The organism is Streptomyces deserti (assembly GCF_054782695.1).
Map to the genome: position 1 here is coordinate 59,745 of NZ_BAAGRZ010000025.1, position 17,342 is coordinate 77,086.

Genomic DNA, 17,342 nt, shown 5'->3' on the forward strand with positions numbered 1-17,342 from the left:
GAAAGGAGAACCGAGGGTGCCCGCTCAGAACCGGCCCGCCCCCGCCGCCAACCCCGTGCTCCCCGGGTTCCACCCCGACCCGAGCATCTGCCGGGTCGGCGACGACTACTACCTCGCCTGCTCCAGCTTCGAGTACTTCCCCGGCGTACCCCTCTTCCACAGCCGTGACCTGGTGCGCTGGCGGCAGATCGGCAACGTACTGGACCGGCCGGAGCAGTTGCGTCTGCCGGCCGGCATGCCGTCATCCGGTGGGATCTACGCCCCCACGCTGCGCCATCACGACGGCCATTTCTGGCTGATCGTCACCAACTGCAGCGAGGGCGGCGGCAACCTGATCGTCACGGCGACCGACCCGGCCGGACCGTGGTCGGATCCGATCCCCGCGCCGGGCGTGCCCGGTATCGATCCCGACCTGGCCTGGGACGAGGACGGTATCTGCTGGTGCACCGTCGCCGGGGTCGCGCAGGTCCGTATCGACCCGTCCACCGGACAGACGTACGGCACACCGCACAAGCTCTGGTCCGGCGGCCCCGGCGCGAAGGCCCCGGAGGCTCCGCACCTGTACCGGATCGGCGACTACTGGTACCTGCTCATCGCCGAGGGCGGCACCGAACGCGGCCACGGCGTGTCGATCGCCCGCGGCCGTACGCCCAACGGACCGTTCGAGCCGTGCCCGGCCAACCCGATCCTCACCCACCGCGGCACCGACCACCCCGTGCAGAACACCGGCCACGCCGACCTGGTACAGGGCCCCGACGGCTCGTGGTGGATGGTCTTCCTCGGCGTACGGCCGCGCGGCGGCACGCCCGGCTGGCACGTGCTCGGCCGGGAGACCTTTCTGACACCCGTGACCTGGGAGGACGACTGGCCCGTCGTCGGCGAGGTCACCACGGACCTCTCCACGCTCCCGTGGCCGCTCTCCCCCGCCCCCGTCGAGGAAGGGCGCGAGGACTTCGAGCTCAGCGCACTCGGGCCGACCTGGATCTCCGTGCGGGACCGCCCCACCCAGCTCTGCACCACCAAGGAGCGCCCCGGATGGCTGACGCTCCGCGCGCGGGGCGGCTGCCTGGGCGAACCTGACGCGGTGTTCACCGGCCGCCGCCAGCAGCACCTCACCTGCCGGGCACGCACCCTGGTCGACCCGGAGCAGGGACGCGGCGGCCTCGCCGTCCGGCTGGACGAGCGACACCACTACGCGATCGAGGCATCCGGGACGGACGTACGGGTGATCGCGCGCGTCGGCTCCCTGCGCACGGTCGTGGCCGAACGCTCCGTACCCGCCGGGCCACTGGTCCTCGCCGTCACCATCACGGACCCACCGCCTCCGCACGGACCGTGCACCGGACCCGACACGGTCTCCCTCGGCGTCGAACAATCCGACGGCACGTTCACCGAGCTCGCGACCCTCGACGGCCGCTACCTGTCGACCGAGGTCGCCGGCGGCTTCACCGGCCGGGTCATCGGCATGTACGCCGCCGAAGGCACCGTCCACTTCGACTGGTTCGACTACGAGCCCCTGGACCGCTGAACCGGCCCACCCCCTGTATGAGCCGCAGCGCGTCACCGCCACCGGTTTCCGGCACCACCCGCCTCAAGACGTGATGTGACCGGCGCCGGACGCCTGCGTGCCGTCCGGCGCCATGACAGCCGTCCGCTGCGACGGTCCTCGCCGCGGACGGCACCAAAGAGACAGACCGTCTGCTCAAGTCCACCCAGCTCGGCCGAACGACCGGCGGCACTCCCGGCTTTGATGTCTCCGACCGAACCACCTGGTCACTTCGATGCACTCCCTGTGACAGCACAGGCAATGCCGTTGAGGGTGTAGGAGCTCGGCGCGGCGGAATCGCCGGTGTGGGCCGCCTGGAAGCCGATGGCGACCGACGCGCCCGGAGCGATGGTGGCGTTGTGGGAAGCGTTCCTGGCCGTCACCCGGCCGGAGGCGGGAGAGTAGTCCGCGTTCCAGCCGGAGGTGACGGTCTGGCCGTCGGGCAGGGTGAAGACAAGGGACCAGCCGTCGATCGCGGCGCATCCGGGGGTCGCGGCAGCAGTGCCGGAGGCCGTGAGCGGGGTGTTCCTGGCCGCGGCCCAGTGCGGTGCCGGCCACGCCAGGAGAGGCGTTCGAAGTTTATCTACGGCTACTGATCCGGGGCCGCTCGGGCGCGGTTCCGGCACCGGATCAGCGGACGGGCCCGCCGATCCCGTCGTAGCGGGACCACCTCTCCATGTCGCAGTCGAGCGCCGACATGGAGAGGTGGAGGACCAGAACCTGCTGTCTCATGCGTGCTCCTCAGGGCCACTCCCGGCTCAGGGACGCCCTCTCAGCGCCTCCGCCTGCCTACCGCGCCACGAGGTGACCTGAAAAAAGTTCCCGGCTCGCGGCAACCCCGTGCGGAGTCTGTGACAACAAGGAAGCGGATCCGGCCAGTTCCGGTGGCCGGGATCCGGCTTTCCACTGTTGAACAGTATGCAAGGAGAACGCCTCCCCATGACCAACCCCACGACCGGCGGGCGCCGCGGGCGTCACCGCCGCCGCTGGACCGCCACCGGTCTGCTGCTCGGCGTGCCCGCCGTACTCGTGCCGTACCTCCTGTACGCGCAGGAGGACTCGCAGGCCGCGACGGTCGACGGCGATGCCTACTACCGGCTGGTTTCCGTGCGCAGCGGCAAGGTGCTGGACGTCAACGGCTTCTCCACCGCCGACGGCACCCGTATCCAGCAGTGGACCGACCAGAACAGCGCCAACCAGCAGTGGCGGCTGAAGCCCGCCGGGGACGGCTACTACGAGCTCGTCAACCGCAACAGCGGCAAAGTGCTGGGCATCGTGGGCAACTCGACCGCCCAGGGGGCCGCCGCAGAGCAGCAGACCGATAGTTCCGCCACCTCGCAGGAGTGGCGGATCGACGAGGTGAGCGGTTCCGACGCCGTCACCTTGACCTCCCGCAGGAGCGGCCAGGTCCTGGATATCTCCGGTGGCTCCACGGCCCAGGGCGCGGCGGTCATTCAGTATCCGAGCCGGGGCAGCACCAACCAGCAGTGGAAGCTGGTGAAGACGGCCGAGACCCGGGTGTCCGGGGCCGGCGGGGCGCAGACCACGGCTGCCGCCGGACCGTATGTGTGGAAGAACGCCCAGGTGGTGGGCGGCGGTTATGTCACCGGGCTGGTGTTCAACCCGCGCGAGAAGGGCCTGCTGTACGCACGCACCGACATGGGCGGCGCCTACCGCTGGGACACCGGGGCCGAGCAGTGGATCCCGCTGACCGACTGGCTCGGCGAGCAGGACTGGAACCTGCTGGGCATCGATGCAATCGCGACCGACCCCGTCGACCCCAGGCGGCTCTACCTCGCGGCGGGCACCTACACCAACCAGTGGGCGGGCAACGGCGCGATCCTGCGCTCCACCGACCGGGGGCGCACCTTCCAGCGCACCGATCTGCCGTTCAAGCTGGGCGGCAACGAGGACGGCCGCGGGGCGGGCGAGCGGCTCGTGATCGACCCCGCGAACCACGGCACCCTGCTCCTCGGCACCCGCAAGAACGGCCTGTGGCGCAGCACCGACTACGGCAAGACCTGGCGCCAGGTCTCCTCGTTCCCCGTCAAGGACGGGGCGAGCAGCGGCGGGGGCATCTCCTTCGTGACGTACGGCCCAGCCGGGAGCAAGACGATCTACGTCGGCGTCAACGACAAGTCCACTTCCCTGTACCGCTCCAGCGACGGCGGCAGCACCTGGCAGGCCGTCTCCGGGCAGCCCACCGGCCAGCTGCCGCAGCACGGCGTGCTCTCCGGTGACGGCTCGCTGTACCTGACGTACACCAACAACCTCGGACCCAACGGCGTGACGGCGGGCTCGGTGTGGAAGTACACGCCGGACCGCGGGGCGTGGAAGAACATCTCCCCGTCCCAGGGCAGCTACGGGTTCTCCGGTCTGGCCGTCGACCCGCGCAAGCCCTCCACGGTGATGGTCACCACCCTCGGCCGCTGGTGGCCCGAGGACGAGATCTACCGCAGCACCGACGGCGGCACGACCTGGAAGGCACTGGCCGACAAATCGGTGCGCAACGCCTCCGCCGCTCCTTACCTCGGCACCCACACCGGGCACTGGATGACCGCCCTGGCCATCGATCCCTTCAACTCCGGGCATGTGCTGTACGGCACCGGCAACGGCATCTGGCGCAGCAAGGACGCCAATGCCTCCGACAGCGGCGGCACCAGCCACTGGACCGTGGGAGCCCGCGGACTGGAGGAGACCGCGCTGATGGACGCGATCGCCCCGCCCGGCGGCGCCACCGTCCTCACCGCCATGGGCGACCAGGGCGGTTTCCTCCACGGTTCCCTGGCCAGGGTGCCCGCCGGGCGGCTGAAGAACCCGATGATGACCAACAGCACCGACATCGACTTCGCCCAGTCCAAGCCCTCGATGATGGTCCGCGTCGGCCGGGGCGGGGCGCAGGACGGCGCCTACTCCACCGACGGCGGCAGCAACTGGAACGGCTTCAAGGCAGAGCCGGTGGCCAGTGCCCAGGACGGCCATGTCGCGCTCGCGGCGGACGGCTCCGCCATCGTCTGGACCCAAGCCGGTCAGGCCCCGTACCGCTCGACCGACAAGGGGGCGAGCTGGTCGAAGGTCAGCGGTCTGGGCACCGGCGCCGTGGTCGTCGCCGACCGCTCCTCGGCCAGAACTTTCTACTCGCTGTCCGGCGGCACGCTCTACGCCAGCACCGACGGTGGCGCGACGTTCACCGCCCGCGCCGGCAACCTGCCCGCCGACGGCCGGCTCAAGGCCGTCCCCGGCATCGCCGGGGACCTGTGGATCGCAGGCGGTGGCAAGGGTCTGCTGCACTCGACCGACGGCGGCCGCACCTTCACCACGCTCAAGACGGTGCAGTCCGCCTCCGCCCTCGGCTTCGGCAAAGCCAAGCCGGGCACCAGCTACCAGGCTCTGTACCTGATCGGCACCGTCAAGGACGTCACCGGAGTCTTCCGCTCCACCGACAAGGGCGCCACCTGGCTCCGCGTCAACGACAAGGCACACCAGTGGGGCGCCATCGGCGGCGTCGGCGTCATCACCGGCGACCCCGACACCTACGGCCGCGTCTACGTCGGCACCAACGGGCGCGGCCTCCAGTACGGCGACCCGTCCTGACCCCGACGCCCGAGCGGGGCCGCGGGCACCACGGCCTGCGGTCCCGCCATGGCTGAGGGACCTCGCCCGATACCTAGGCGCGTCACCTCACCGGCAGGGCGTCCAACACGGCCTGCCCGACACACGCACCGGCGGAGCGAACGCTCGCGGGGCAGGGCCTTCCGGGTGGCTGGGGTCTGCACCCCGGCCGTCCCTGACCGAGCCGAACAGGCCGCCCGCGACACCGCGAGCGGCCTGCTGCTCTTAGACGTACTGACAACCCGTCAGCTCTCTTCGCGCGTACGGCGCCTGCGCGCGAAGTAGACCGCGGCGGTACCGACCGCCACGACCGCGAGACCAGCACCCGCGAGGACGGGAGTGTTGCTCGACGCGCCGGTCTCGGCGAGATCTCCGTTCGTGGTCGGGTCGTTGGCCCCCGTGTCCGTGCCGGGCGCGGGCGACTCGCTGGGGGTCGGGGACTCGCCCGCACCGGGCGTGGCGGGCTCGCTGGGGGTCGAGGACTCGCCCGCACCGGGCGTGGCCGGCTCGCTGGGGGTCGGGGAAGCGCCCGCACCGGGCGCGTCGTTCTTGGCGAGCACCGCCGCGAAGGCGCCTGCGATGACCTTGTGGCCTTCGGCGTTGGGGTGCGGGTCCTTCTTCGTGCACGCCCAGGTCAGCTGGCAGATCTTGGCCACGTTCGCCGGCACCTCACCCGCGCCGGGCACGTTCACCATGGTGGTGAAGTCGTTCGAGGAGAACGCCCCGGCCACGTCCGCCACCTTGAAGCCGGTGGACTTGTACACCTGGGCAATCCCCGTGTTGGCGGCCTCCATCAGGGGTGCCGACTCCTTGGCGGCCTGCTGCCCCTGGGCGCCCAGCAGCCAGGTCGCCAGGAACGGGTTGTGGTACGTCGAGCCCACCAACTGGGTGTTCTTCGTGCCCGCCTGGCGGAGCGCGCCCGCGATCTGGGCAAGGTTCTTCGCCATGGTCTGGCTCCGGCTGTTCAGGCACGCCCCGTCAAGGGTGCCGGCCGGGCTGACGCAGTTGAGGAGGATGTCGTTCGCGCCCACGCTGAGGGTCACGTAGGCGACCTTGCCGTGGTGCTGGGCCATGGCCTTCAGAGCGGCGTCCAGCTGGGACTTGGCGTTCGGGTAGTCGCACTTTCCGCCGCTGATCAAAGACTCGGTGGTCTCACCGGTGCAGCCGAGGCGTATGTGCTTCAGTCCGGGGACGCGCTGCTTGAGCTGCGTGTAGAGCTGGTCGGTGTAGGCGACGTCGGTGTCCTTGTCGACGTCCGGCTGGTAGCCGGTGGCCAGGGAGTCGCCGAGCGAGATGTAGTACGTGGTGTCCTTGCCGTCGGCCGCCTCGTCGGCGGCGGCCAGTCCGGGCGTGCTCAGCACGATCGTCAGAGCGGAGATGGCCAGCCCGGGGCCGAAACGCTGAAGGGATCTCATCACTTACGTGCGCTTTCCAGTTGTTGGGGGGCTTGAGCGCCGAAAGGCATGGCATGAGGCGTGACTGGAAGCAACGAAACTCAGCCGCTACGGCTCTCAGGCACCCAAGTAAAGCCTTCTTGTGAAGGCATTGGGGGGTTCTGCCTCCGTGAGCTGCGGACCTGCCCGACTTCGCCTCGGAGGCGCGGGCTTCAACCTAGCAAGGGTGGCGCCGACTTGGGTATGGAAGGCCGATAAAGGAACGGTCACAACGGCACGCGTAATCACCAGAAAGGCTCGACCGACCGGGAATTGGTGACCGGACCCGTTGGTAGCCATTCGCTGAGTGATCGACTGGGGAGCACATGCGCACGCTCCTCACGGGCAGGCCACCACCTGCACACGAACTCAACGGCTCCGGAATCAGTGGAGGCTCTCCGGGTTGATCCAGCGGCCGGTCGAGGCTGTGTTGAGCCTTGTACTGGACCCCTTGTTCGACGGGCCGAATTACACCGGGCTTCGTGTTCGGCAGGCCGAATGGCGCCGATCGCAGAATGCAGACGCTGGAGGTTAATCCGGTCCACCCATTCCGCGGAGTATTGGACTGCACACGGCAGATCGGCTCGACCCCGAACACCTTCTTGAACTCGTCGATGAACGCTACGAGTGTCTTGATGGCCGGTCGAGCTCGGTCGCGAAGAAAGCCGACGCCGCCTTCGAGACCGGACGGCCGCGTCCGACTGGACGCGGGTCACGCCGGATCGGCGCCGCAGGACCGTCGCTGCCTGCGTCTGCCATGATTCCGGCTATTTCTTGTTCCTTCCGCACCCACTGCTGCGGACGGCCGTCGGTGAAGCCCTCCGCGGCGCATGTAGAGCTCGGGGACGTCGCCATGGAGGGGGCGGGGCGCTGGTCCCGATCCCCATCGCCCTCGCGCTGGTCATCAACAGCGTGATCCGGCCCCGGGTGCGGGCCATGGCTCAGATGCAGGCCCTGCTTGGTGCAGCGAGGTTGATCTCCTGACACTCCCCCGGTGCCCGGCGGCATCGAAGCACTTCGAACGCAGCCTCGACGAGAAGATCGAGTTCCTGCACCGGTTCACGCCCGCCGGCGAGCGCCTGGGCATCGCGGCCTTCCGCACCGGCCAGGAGGCCCCGCCTTCTGCGCCCCGGTGATGTTCTTCACGATCCTGCAGGAGGCGGCCGGGCAGGCTGGACCTCGTCGAGCGGCCCGCCACCCGCTCGCGGACGAGTCGCCCCCGTCCTTCGAGACGCGCCGACCCCGGCCAGTTCCCCGTGCCGGACGGCACGGAGTCGGGCCCCTTCGGCGGACGCACCACGGCTGCTGTCGAGCGGGGCGCGCAGCCCCCGGCCCCGGTCGCTCCGGCACGTGGCACCCGGCACCCCGAATCACCGGCCGGAGCGCCGTGGAGCGGAGCCCGATCTAGGCTGGAAGCAGCCGCTGGAAACCAGCCCTGAAGGGCAGCAAGTGCTCGGCAAGAAGTACCGCGAGGTGCTTCCCGAATTCGACCGCACGCTGTTTCCCGAAAGGGACGACAAGCCCTACACCGACAAGCTCGCCGAAGTGGCGAGGACGGGCGAGCCCGCGCGTCTCATCACCGTCTTCCGCCCGCGCGGCAGCAACTACGCCAACGCCTGGGCCACCAGCATATGGCCCGTCCGAGACGGCGAGGGGAGGGTCCTGGCGATCGCCAACTGGGGATTCGACATGAGCGCCGAGTACTGGGCTCGGCAGCGCCTGCTCATTCTCAACGAGGCCAGCGGCGGCATCGGCCGGACACTCGACGTGATCGGCACCGCCCAGGAACTGGCCACGACCCCCGTGCCGGGATTCGTCGACCTCGTCAGCGTGGATCTCTTCGACGAGGTGCTGCGCGGAGAGGAACCGCCCTCAATATCCGCGTTCACCCCCGGCGAGACGCTCAGGCTCAGCCGTGCCGCCCAGCACAGCGCGAAGGAGGACGCCGACCGGGCTCCGGGGCCCACGACACCGGTCACGCACGCTCCCGGTTCCGTCGCCGCCCGCTGCATGGCCACCGGCAGGTCCACGGTTGAGCTCGCCGCTGAGCCCGGCGAGGGCGGCGAGTGGGCCTTCGGGCCCGGGCTCGCCGCCGACCCGGCCCACTGGCCACCTGGCAACCCGGTGATCGACGAGTCCATCGCCGAGGACGGGCTGACCGGCCGGATCACCGTGCCGCTCCTGGCGCGCGGCGCGCTGCTCGGCGTCGTCGCGTTCTCCCGCCTCGACCGGCCCGAGGCCTTCACCGCCGACGACCTGATCCTCGCCGAAGAGCTGACCGCCAAGGCGGCAGTCGCCATCGACAACGCCCGCCGGTACTCGCGCGAGCGCACGACCGCGCTGACCCTGCAACGCAGCCTGCTGCCGCAGCGCCTGCCGAGCCAGGAGGCGGTCGAGGTGGCCTCCCGTTACCTGCCCGGCGGGACCGGCGCGGAAGTGGGTGGTGACTGGTTCGACGTCATTCCGCTGTCCGGCGCCCGGGTCGCCCTGGTCGTGGGTGATGTCGTCGGTCACGGCCTGCACGCCTCGGCCAGCATGGGCCGGCTGCGTACGGCGGTCCGTACCCTCGCCGACGTGGACCTGCCGCCGGAAGAGCTGCTGACCCACCTGGACGATTTGGTCCTCCACCTGGCCAGCGACCTGCAGCCCGCCGGCACCTTCCAGCCGACCGGCGAGACCGGGGCCACCTGCCTGTACGCCGTCTACGACCCGGTCTCCCGCCGCCTCTCGCTGGCGAGCGCCGGCCATCCGCTGCCGCTGGTCATCTCCCCGGAGGGCACCAGAACCCCTATACCCGTCCATCCGGGACCGCCGCTCGGCATCGGTGGGCTGCCCTTCGAGGCCACCGAGCTCGAACTGCCGGAGGGCAGCCTGCTCGCCCTCTACACCGACGGACTGGTGGAAAGCCGCGAGCGCGATGTCGACCAGCGGATCGCCGAACTGCAGCGAGCCCTGCACCACCCGGCCACCTCGCTGGAGGCCCTGTGCGGCACGGTGATGGACGCCATGCTCCCTGATCGCCGTACCGACGACGCCGCCCTGCTGCTCGCTCGCACTCACGCGCTGGATCCCCACCACGTCGCCGACTGGGACGTCGAGCCCGACACCGCGCAGGTGCCGCGCGCCAGGAAGTTCGCCATCGACCAGGTGGAGGCCTGGGGCCTGGAGGAGGCGTCGTTCGTCACCGAGCTGGTCGTCAGTGAGCTGGTCACCAATGCCATCAGATACGGCGAGCCGCCGATCAAGCTGCGGCTGATTCGCGACACCTCCCTGATCTGCGAGGTCTCCGACGCCAGCAGCACCGCTCCGCACCTGCGCCGGGCGCGCGCCTTCGACGAGGGCGGCCGGGGCCTGTTGCTCGTCGCCCAGCTCACCCAGGGGTGGGGCACCCGGCACACCACGAACGGCAAGACGATCTGGTGCGCGCAGACCCTCCCCCGGGGGAGGTGAGCCGGTCGGCGATGAGTCGGTCGTCATGGGCCGAGTAGCCGTTGATCTGGTAGCCGGCGTTCAGTTGCCGGGCGGTGAGGGCGCCGTAGCTCACGTCGGCGTTCGTGGTCCGCCTGACCTGGTCCCAGGGCAGGTGCGGGAGGTCGAGAGGTTGCCGTAGCCCCCGTGAGGGAGTCGCCGATGAACTCTTCCCCGGCGCGCACACGTTTTTGCGTCGGGTCGGGTCAGGGACGAGAGCTGTCCTCCAACTTCTCGAAGAAGAACTCGTGCTTGAGGAAGGACACGTCGTACTCGTGACCGGGCTGCGGGGGCAGCAGTTGGGAGGCCTGGAACAGGCGCCACCCGTCCTGCAACGCGCCAAGCCCGGTGGAATAGGGCGGCTCATCGCTGTCACCGGTCGTCGGACGGGTCCGGCCGGTCCCGTCGTAGCGGGACCAGCCCACGACGGGGGAGTCCAGCGCCGACGTCGCGAGATAGAGGACCAGAACCTGCTGCCTCATGCGTGACTCCTCAGGGCCGGCCGGTTGCTGACGCGCGTGACCCAGTTCTCGACGTCGAACGAGTCGTCTCCGGTCAGGGCCCGCCACAGCAGGACCCGGTTGTAGATCTCCAGTCGGCCCGTGGCCCACTCGTACCAGGGGAAGTACGTGTTGAGTTCCGCGGTCACCGCGGGGTCGTGCAGGTCGGAGAGGTCCCACAGACGCACCTGCGGCACGGTCGGGTTGAGGCGGAGTTTGTACATGTAGCGACGGTGCGCGGTGTCGTTGCGGCGGCCACTGTGCCAGATGCCGTGATGCACGAGAACGACCGTGCCCGCCGGGCAGGTCAGACGGGTCTGTCCCCGGAGGTTCTGGACGCGGCCGATGTCCGTCTCGTTGATCCTGCGCAGATGGCTTCCGGGCACGCTGAGGGTGCCGCCCATCTCGGCGGTCACCTCGTGCGGGTAGTACATGAGCTGGATGTCGAACGCGTCCGGCCGCATGTCGATGATCGCGTCCGCGTGGAGCGGCTGTGCCTGTCCCTCGTGCGGCTCGCGCACATGAACCGCATGGTGGTCGACGGTCGGCTCGGGGCCGACCAGGCTCTCGACAGCGCCCGCGACGACCGGCAGGGCGAGCAGCTCGTGGACGAAGGTGTCCCGCGCGAACGCCCCGCGCAGCGGAATGCCGTAGGACACTTCAGGCAGGCCCTCGGTCAAGGCCGCGATGGCCCGCTCATTGATCTCCTGCGGCACCACCCCGTCCAGGCGCAGGAATCCCTGTCCGACGAAGCGCGCCACCTGAACAGATGTCAGGAGTTGCTTGCTGGTTGACATACGACGAACGTACGTGCCCAGTCCGGCTCGGTCGTGGGCTGAAATCGCCCAGTGCTGGTAATTTTCCGTCCTCGTGAAACACGTAACGCTGCGGCTCGACGAGGCGCCCACCGTGGTCGATGCCGGCATCGGGGTACACGGCGTCTCCACCGCCCACGATGTCTTCCGGCTGCCTGATCTGTGGCAGCTGCACCTCTACCACTACGAGGGTGCTCTGTCCCTCGGGCAGTCGGTCCACCCCATACGTCCCGGCCACGTCAGCCTCGTGCCGCCGAACACGGAGGTGCACTTCCACTACCGGGGCAGGTCGGAACATTTCTACGTCCACCTGCGGCTGCACGACGGCGGAACCGCGCGGGTGGTGCCCGTGATGCAGGACGCCGCGGCCGAGAGCACCCACCTGGCCGACCTGCTCCGACACGCCGTGACGGCCATGCCGACCTCTCCCCCACGAGCCACGGCCGAGGTCTGGACCGCTCTGTGGCGCATCGCCGAGCTACCGAGGGGCGAGGGAGCCGGGCGCCGCCACCCCTTCGTGGCCGCAGCCCAGGCCTACGTCGAGGAACACCTGGCAGGCCCGCTGTCCGTACCGGACGTCGCTCGCGCCGTCGCTATCTCCCACACACACCTGACACGCGTGTTCCGTGCCGAAACCGGCCTCACGGTCGTGTCGTACATCCGGCACCGACGCCTTCAGCGCGCCCGTCACCTTCTGTTGTCCTCCACCCTGTCCATCACCGCCGTCGCCGCGGCTGTGGGCATCGCCGACCTCCAGGCCTTCAACAAGGCCTGCCGCCGTGAACTCGGCGCGAGCCCGCGCGACGTACGTGCGGCTGCCCCGGCGGGACCGGACGGCCGAGGCCCGCACGAGAGCCCCGTCGAGACGGCACGTCAGTGCCGCTGACGGACGCTGGGCACCTACGTCACCGGCCTCGGCTGCGGCACCGACGACTCCCTGCACCTGGCAGGGCGAACAGCTCGGCGATGACGAGTACGTGATCAGCGCGGATGAGAAGACGTCCATCCCAGGCCCGGTGCCGCTGCCACCCCGCCTTCGACCCCGGCACGGCCAGGGCGACGCGCGTCGATCACACCTGCAGACGCGGCACGCCCTGGCCTCCATAGCCGCCTGGCTGCCCAGGTCATGAGCCAGGAACCCTACGCAAGCGCCAAGCGCGTGTTCTGGATCGTCGACAACGGCCCTCCCGTCGCGGTCAGACTGCGGCGGATCGGCTCGCCACAGCGTTCCCGAACACGGTCATGGCCCGCACTTGGAAAAGCGATCAAGGTCGGCCGGTGCCCTCAGCGAATGTTGAAGCGCTTCAACTGACAACTCGAGTTGATGAGAATTCTCTACTGAAACAGAGGAATGGAGGCGACGCGGCCTTGCTTACCGCCAGGCATTGACACCACGCCCAGGACAATGGAACCGTCGAAGCGCTTCACCACCGGTCATCCCCCGGCCGCGCCGGATTTCAGATAGGGCACCGTCATGTCCCGGAAGTCCAAAAAGAGAAGCGTCACAGATGTACTGGTAGCCCTGCTGATGGCGATCTCGCCGCTGATCGGGGCGCTCGTACTGACCGGCGCCTCGGCCACCACCGCGTCGGCCGCGTCACTGACCGAGGTGACCAACTTCGGCAGCAACCCCGGAAACCTGCGGATGTACGTCTACAGGCCCGACAACGCTCCGGCACGCCCGGCCGTGCTGGTGGCAGTGCACTACTGCACCGGCACGGGGCCCGCCTTCCACTCCAACACGGAGTTCGCCCGCCTGGCCGACCAGTACGGGTTCATCGTCGTCTACCCGGACGCGAACGTCACCGGGCAGTGCTTCGACGTCTCCTCACCCCAGGCGCTCAAGCGTGACGGGGGCAGTGACCCCACGAGCATCGCCTCGATGGTCCGCTACACCCTGCAGAACATGAACGCCGACCCCGGCCGGGTCTACGTCACCGGCGCCTCGTCCGGCGCGATGACGACCAATGTCCTGCTCGGCGACTACCCCGACCTGTTCAAGGCCGGTGCGGCATTCATGGGCGTGCCGTTCGGCTGCTTCGCCACCACCGACGGCTCCGGCTGGAACAGCGCCTGCTCCACCGGCCAGATCACCAAGACCCCGCAGGAGTGGGGCGACCTCGTCCGCAACGCCTACCCGGGGTACACCGGCCCCCGGCCGCGGATGCAGCTGTGGCACGGCACCGAGGACGAAGCGCTGGACTACGTGAACTTCGGTGAAGAGATCAAGCAGTGGACCAATGTGCTCGGGGTGAGCCGGACCCCGGTCTTCACCGACTCCCCGCAGCCCGGCTGGACCCGCACCCGCTACGGCTCCGCCGGCGCGCAGGCACCGGTCGAGGCGATCAGCATCCAGGGTGCCGGGCACTCCCTGCCCGAAAGCGGCATGGCGGCCCGGGCCATCGCCTTCTTCGGACTCGACGGCGGGACCGGCGGGACCACCACAGGTCCGGTCCACGCCACCGGTTCCGGCAAGTGCCTGGACGTGCCCGGCTTTTCGCAGACCAACGGCACCCAGACGCAGATCTGGGACTGCAACGGCGGCACCAACCAGCAATGGAACCGCAACTCCAACGGCACCATCACCAGCGTCCAGTCAGGCCTGTGCCTGGACGTGACCGGTGCCTCCACCGCCAGCGGCGCACTGGTCCAACTGTGGGACTGCAACGGCGGCAGCAACCAGCAGTGGCGCCTCGGCTGACACCACCGCCCAGGGCTGAGAGGGCCGGGCAGGCCCCGCGGCGGTCTGTCGGCCCGCGGTGCGCGGGCGGGGAAGCGCCGACCCGGACCCGTCGACTACGCGCACGTCCCCGCCGTTCCCTCCCGATGGTTTCTGAAGGCTGGAGATGTCATGCAATTGTCACGCCGTGGCGTTCTGATCCTGGGCGCAGCCGGCGCGGCCCTCGCCGGAGGCCTTCCCACGGGCTCGGCCCGGGCCGCCGAGGCCGAGACGGCCGACGGAACGGACGCTTCCACGCGCACCGAGCGCCTGTACCTGTCCGGCGAGGACGCCGACAACCCGGTCGACTGGGACTTCCTGTGCACCAGCGGGCGGCGCAGCGGCAGTTGGGGCAGCATCCCGGTTCCGTCCAACTGGGAGTTCCACGGATACGGCACGTACAACTACGGGTGGAATCTGCGCCCGGAGGAGAAAGGCCGCTACCGGCACACCTTCACGCCGCCTGCCCACTGGCGTGACAGACGCGTCTTCCTCGTCTTCGAGGGGTCGATGACCGAGACCGAGGCGTGGATCAACGGCGAGTCGGCCGGGCCCGTCCACCGCGGCGGCTTCTACCGGTTCCGGCACGAGGTGACCGGAAAGCTGCGTCCGGGGCAGGACAACCTCCTGGAGGTGACCGTCAGCAAGGAATCCACCGACGACTCCGTCAACCGGGCCGAACGCCTCGGGGACTACTGGAACTTCGGCGGCATCTACCGCCCCGTCCATCTCGAGGCGTTCCCGCTCCAGCACATCGAACGCATCGCCGTCGACGCCCGCGCCGACGGCACGCTGCGGATGGACGCCCATCTGTCGGGTACCGGTGCCGCCGACCGTCTCGTCGCCCGGGTCACCGACCTCTCCGGGCGCCAGGTCGGCGCCCCGTTCACCGCGGCCGTCGCTCCCGGCGCCACGACGGTGACCCTCAGGACCACTGTCGACTCCCCCCGGCAGTGGACGGCGGAGACCCCGCACCTCTACCGCGTCGAGGTCGCGCTCCGCGTCGGCGACCGCCGCACCGTCCACCGCGTCGACGAGAGATTCGGCTTCCGCACCGTCGAGGTGCGCCCCGGCGACGGCGTGTACGTCAACGGCGTCAGGATCCTCCTCAAAGGAGCCAACCGGCACACCATCTGGCCCACGTCCGGCCGGGCGACCAGCGCCCGCATCAGCCGCAAGGACATCCTCCTGACGCGGGAGATGAACATGAACGCGGTCCGGATGTCCCACTACCCGCCGGACACGCACTTCCTCGACCTCGCCGACGAACTCGGGCTGTACGTGCTCGACGAACTGGCCGGCTGGCAGAAGTCCTACGACGAGGCGGCGGGCAGACCCCTCGTCGCCTCGATGGTCACCCGTGACGTCAACCACCCGTCGATCCTGTTCTGGTGCAACGGCAACGAAGGCGGCTGGAACACCGCCCTCGACGACGACTACGCCCGCCACGACCCCCAGCGGCGCACCGTTCTCCACCCCTGGGCCAACTTCGGCGGCATCAACACCGACCACTACGAGACGTACGCCAGCACGCGCCGCATCCTCCAGGAACAGGGCGACGTCTTCATGCCCACCGAGTTCCTCCACGGTCTCTACGACGGCGGTGCCGGCGCGGGGCTCGACGACTACTGGAAGCTGATGGGCCGTGAACGGCTTAGTGCCGGAGGCTTCCTGTGGTCACTGGTCGACGAGGGCATCGTGCGGGACGACCTCGGCGGCGCCATCGATGTGGCGGGCAACGCCGCACCCGACGGCATCCTCGGCCCCTTCCGCGAGAAGGAGGCCGGCTTCTACACGATCAAGGACATCTGGTCTCCCGTACAACTCGCCGAGCCGGAGCGGTTCACCTCCGGACTGCCGGACGACTTCGACGGGCGGATCAGCCTCACCAACCACTACGCCTTCACCAACACCCGTACCTGCCGGTTCACTTGGCGGCTCCTGGACTTCCGCACCCCGGCGCAGCGGCGGGACGGCCACACGGTGCGGGCCCAGGGCACCGCCTCCGCTCCCGACATCGAACCCGGCGCGCAAGGAGTGCTGCGCCTGCCCCTGCCGTCCGGCTGGCGACGCGCCGACGCCCTGGCGCTCACCGTCGCCGATGCCGACGGCCGCGAGATCCGCCGCTGGACATGGACCATCGCCTCCGCCGCCGAACAGGCCCGACGGCTGGTACGGACGGGCCCGGGACCGGCCGTACGCGGCCGGCTCGCGGACGACAGGCTCACCCTCGCGTCCGGCCACACCACGGTCACGCTCGACGCCACGACGGGCATGCTGGCCGGCGTCACCCGCCGAGGGACGGACTTCGCGCTGTCCCGCGGCCCGCTGCCCACCACCGGAACGGCCGACCTCACCCGCCTGACACACGGGCCCGACGGCAACGGCTACACGGTGGAGGCCGAGTACTCCGGCGTGCTGCGGCACGTCCGGTGGCATCTGCACCCCAGCGGCTGGCTGCAGTTGGACTACCGCTACCACCTCACCGGCGAGCACGACCTCTTCGGCGTCGGCTTCGACCATCCCGAATCGCAGGTGACCGGCGTGACATGGCTCGGCCACGGACCCCACAGGGTGTGGAAGAACCGGCTGCGCGGGGTCGCGACGGACGTCTGGAAGAAGCAGTACAACGACACCGCGACCGGTGCCGACGGCTGGGTGTACCCGGAGTTCAAGGGCTACCACGCGGGCGTCCGCTGGGCGTCCCTGCACACCACCGCCGGACGCATCACCATGGTCTCCGAGGAGGAGAACCTCTACCTTCGCCTCTTCACCCCCCGGTTCGGCCCCGACCCCCGCCATACCGCGCCGCCCTTCCCGAAGGGAGACCTGTCGTTCCTCGACGCCATCCCGGCCATCGGCACCAAGTTCGACGCACCGTCCGCGCTCGGCCCCAGCGGCGGCCCCACCACGGCGACGGGCGACTACGGTCGAACCCTGTACTTCTCGTTCTCCCAGTAGCCGCCTCCACCCCCCTCGCCGACGCCGCACCATGCGGCCGGGCCCCCTGCCGGCCGGCGCTGCTCCTCGCCGTCCATGACGGCGTCGGCGGTCCGGAGCAGACTGGCGCCGACTGGAGCGAGGAACCGGTCTTGACGCCAATCGCCCCGGCAGGGTGAGGTTCGCGCCAGGCTTTTCACGCCTGTCGCCTTTTGATGCCGGCTATCTGTGAGGGAAGCACAGCCGCTGCCTGAACTCGTGACGGCCGGACCAGGACCCGACGGTCTATGCGCGAACGCGCCGTGGTGG

General features: G+C 69.8%; 9 protein-coding genes and 1 pseudogene. 6 read left to right on the top strand and 4 right to left on the bottom strand.

Going from position 1 to position 17,342, the window contains the following annotated elements; genetic code table 11:
* The first annotated feature begins 16 nt into the window (after positions 1 to 16).
* Entirely contained in the window at positions 17 to 1,528 is a 1,512-nt protein-coding gene (locus tag ACYVMZ_RS30235; RefSeq protein WP_461085245.1) for a glycoside hydrolase family 43 protein, read from the top strand.
* A gap of 245 nt (positions 1,529 to 1,773) precedes the next feature.
* Here ACYVMZ_RS30235 and ACYVMZ_RS30240 read toward each other — a convergent pair whose 3' ends face one another.
* The gene (locus ACYVMZ_RS30240; RefSeq protein ID WP_461085247.1) at positions 1,774 to 2,172 is read right to left on the bottom strand and encodes a cellulose binding domain-containing protein; all 399 of its coding nucleotides are present in this window, start codon (positions 2,170 to 2,172) and stop codon (positions 1,774 to 1,776) included.
* Positions 2,173 to 2,485: 313 nt separating this feature from the next.
* Between ACYVMZ_RS30240 and ACYVMZ_RS30245 the strand changes: the two genes are divergently transcribed.
* A complete protein-coding gene (locus ACYVMZ_RS30245; protein ID WP_461085249.1) occupies positions 2,486 to 5,140 on the top strand; it encodes an RICIN domain-containing protein in 2,655 nt (884 codons plus the stop codon).
* Positions 5,141 to 5,403: 263 nt separating this feature from the next.
* On the opposite strand, the gene ACYVMZ_RS30250 is transcribed toward ACYVMZ_RS30245, so the two are convergent.
* Positions 5,404 to 6,573, bottom strand: a complete 1,170-nt coding sequence (locus ACYVMZ_RS30250) for a GDSL-type esterase/lipase family protein (protein ID WP_461085251.1) — start codon at positions 6,571 to 6,573, stop codon at positions 5,404 to 5,406.
* Positions 6,574 to 8,034: 1,461 nt separating this feature from the next.
* Between ACYVMZ_RS30250 and ACYVMZ_RS30255 the strand changes: the two are divergent.
* Positions 8,035 to 10,041 (top strand): annotated as a pseudogene (locus ACYVMZ_RS30255) (ATP-binding SpoIIE family protein phosphatase); the annotation flags it as partial.
* A 224-nt stretch (positions 10,042 to 10,265) separates the two neighbouring features.
* Here the strand turns inward: ACYVMZ_RS30255 and ACYVMZ_RS30260 are convergent.
* Together ACYVMZ_RS30260 and ACYVMZ_RS30265 are read right to left on the bottom strand one after the other, a co-directional pair.
* Positions 10,266 to 10,541 carry a hypothetical protein gene (locus ACYVMZ_RS30260; protein ID WP_461085253.1) on the bottom strand — a complete coding sequence of 92 codons (276 nt, stop codon included), beginning with the start codon at positions 10,539 to 10,541 and terminating at the stop codon, positions 10,266 to 10,268.
* A complete protein-coding gene (locus ACYVMZ_RS30265; RefSeq protein ID WP_461085255.1) occupies positions 10,538 to 11,356 on the bottom strand; it encodes a phytanoyl-CoA dioxygenase family protein in 819 nt (272 codons plus the stop codon). The genes ACYVMZ_RS30260 and ACYVMZ_RS30265 overlap by 4 nt, the downstream gene beginning before the upstream one ends.
* 73 nt (positions 11,357 to 11,429) lie before the next feature.
* Here ACYVMZ_RS30265 and ACYVMZ_RS30270 point away from each other — a divergent pair, with 73 nt between their 5' ends.
* The 3 genes from ACYVMZ_RS30270 to ACYVMZ_RS30280 all read left to right on the top strand — a co-directional run bounded on the left by ACYVMZ_RS30270 (position 11,430) and on the right by ACYVMZ_RS30280 (position 17,054).
* Positions 11,430 to 12,260 carry an AraC family transcriptional regulator gene (locus tag ACYVMZ_RS30270; protein WP_461085257.1) on the top strand — a complete coding sequence of 277 codons (831 nt, stop codon included), beginning with the start codon at positions 11,430 to 11,432 and terminating at the stop codon, positions 12,258 to 12,260.
* Between the two features lie 642 nt (positions 12,261 to 12,902).
* The gene (locus tag ACYVMZ_RS30275; protein ID WP_461085259.1) at positions 12,903 to 14,075 is read left to right on the top strand and encodes an extracellular catalytic domain type 1 short-chain-length polyhydroxyalkanoate depolymerase; all 1,173 of its coding nucleotides are present in this window, start codon (positions 12,903 to 12,905) and stop codon (positions 14,073 to 14,075) included.
* A gap of 150 nt (positions 14,076 to 14,225) precedes the next feature.
* Entirely contained in the window at positions 14,226 to 17,054 is a 2,829-nt protein-coding gene (locus ACYVMZ_RS30280; protein WP_461085261.1) for a glycoside hydrolase family 2 TIM barrel-domain containing protein, read from the top strand.
* Positions 17,055 to 17,342: the final 288 nt, after the last annotated feature.

What these genes read in the sequence shown, in the direction of transcription:
- ACYVMZ_RS30245 (WP_461085249.1), top strand. Translation starts at nt 2,486, where the DNA reads ATGACCAACCCCACGACCGGCGGGCGCCGCGGGCGTCACCGCCGCCGC.
- ACYVMZ_RS30250 (WP_461085251.1), bottom strand. Translation starts at nt 6,573, where the DNA reads ATGAGATCCCTTCAGCGTTTCGGCCCCGGGCTGGCCATCTCCGCTCTG.
- ACYVMZ_RS30260 (WP_461085253.1), bottom strand. Translation starts at nt 10,541, where the DNA reads ATGAGGCAGCAGGTTCTGGTCCTCTATCTCGCGACGTCGGCGCTGGAC.
- ACYVMZ_RS30265 (WP_461085255.1), bottom strand. Translation starts at nt 11,356, where the DNA reads ATGTCAACCAGCAAGCAACTCCTGACATCTGTTCAGGTGGCGCGCTTC.
- ACYVMZ_RS30275 (WP_461085259.1), top strand. Translation starts at nt 12,903, where the DNA reads ATGGCGATCTCGCCGCTGATCGGGGCGCTCGTACTGACCGGCGCCTCG.
- ACYVMZ_RS30280 (WP_461085261.1), top strand. Translation starts at nt 14,226, where the DNA reads ATGCAATTGTCACGCCGTGGCGTTCTGATCCTGGGCGCAGCCGGCGCG.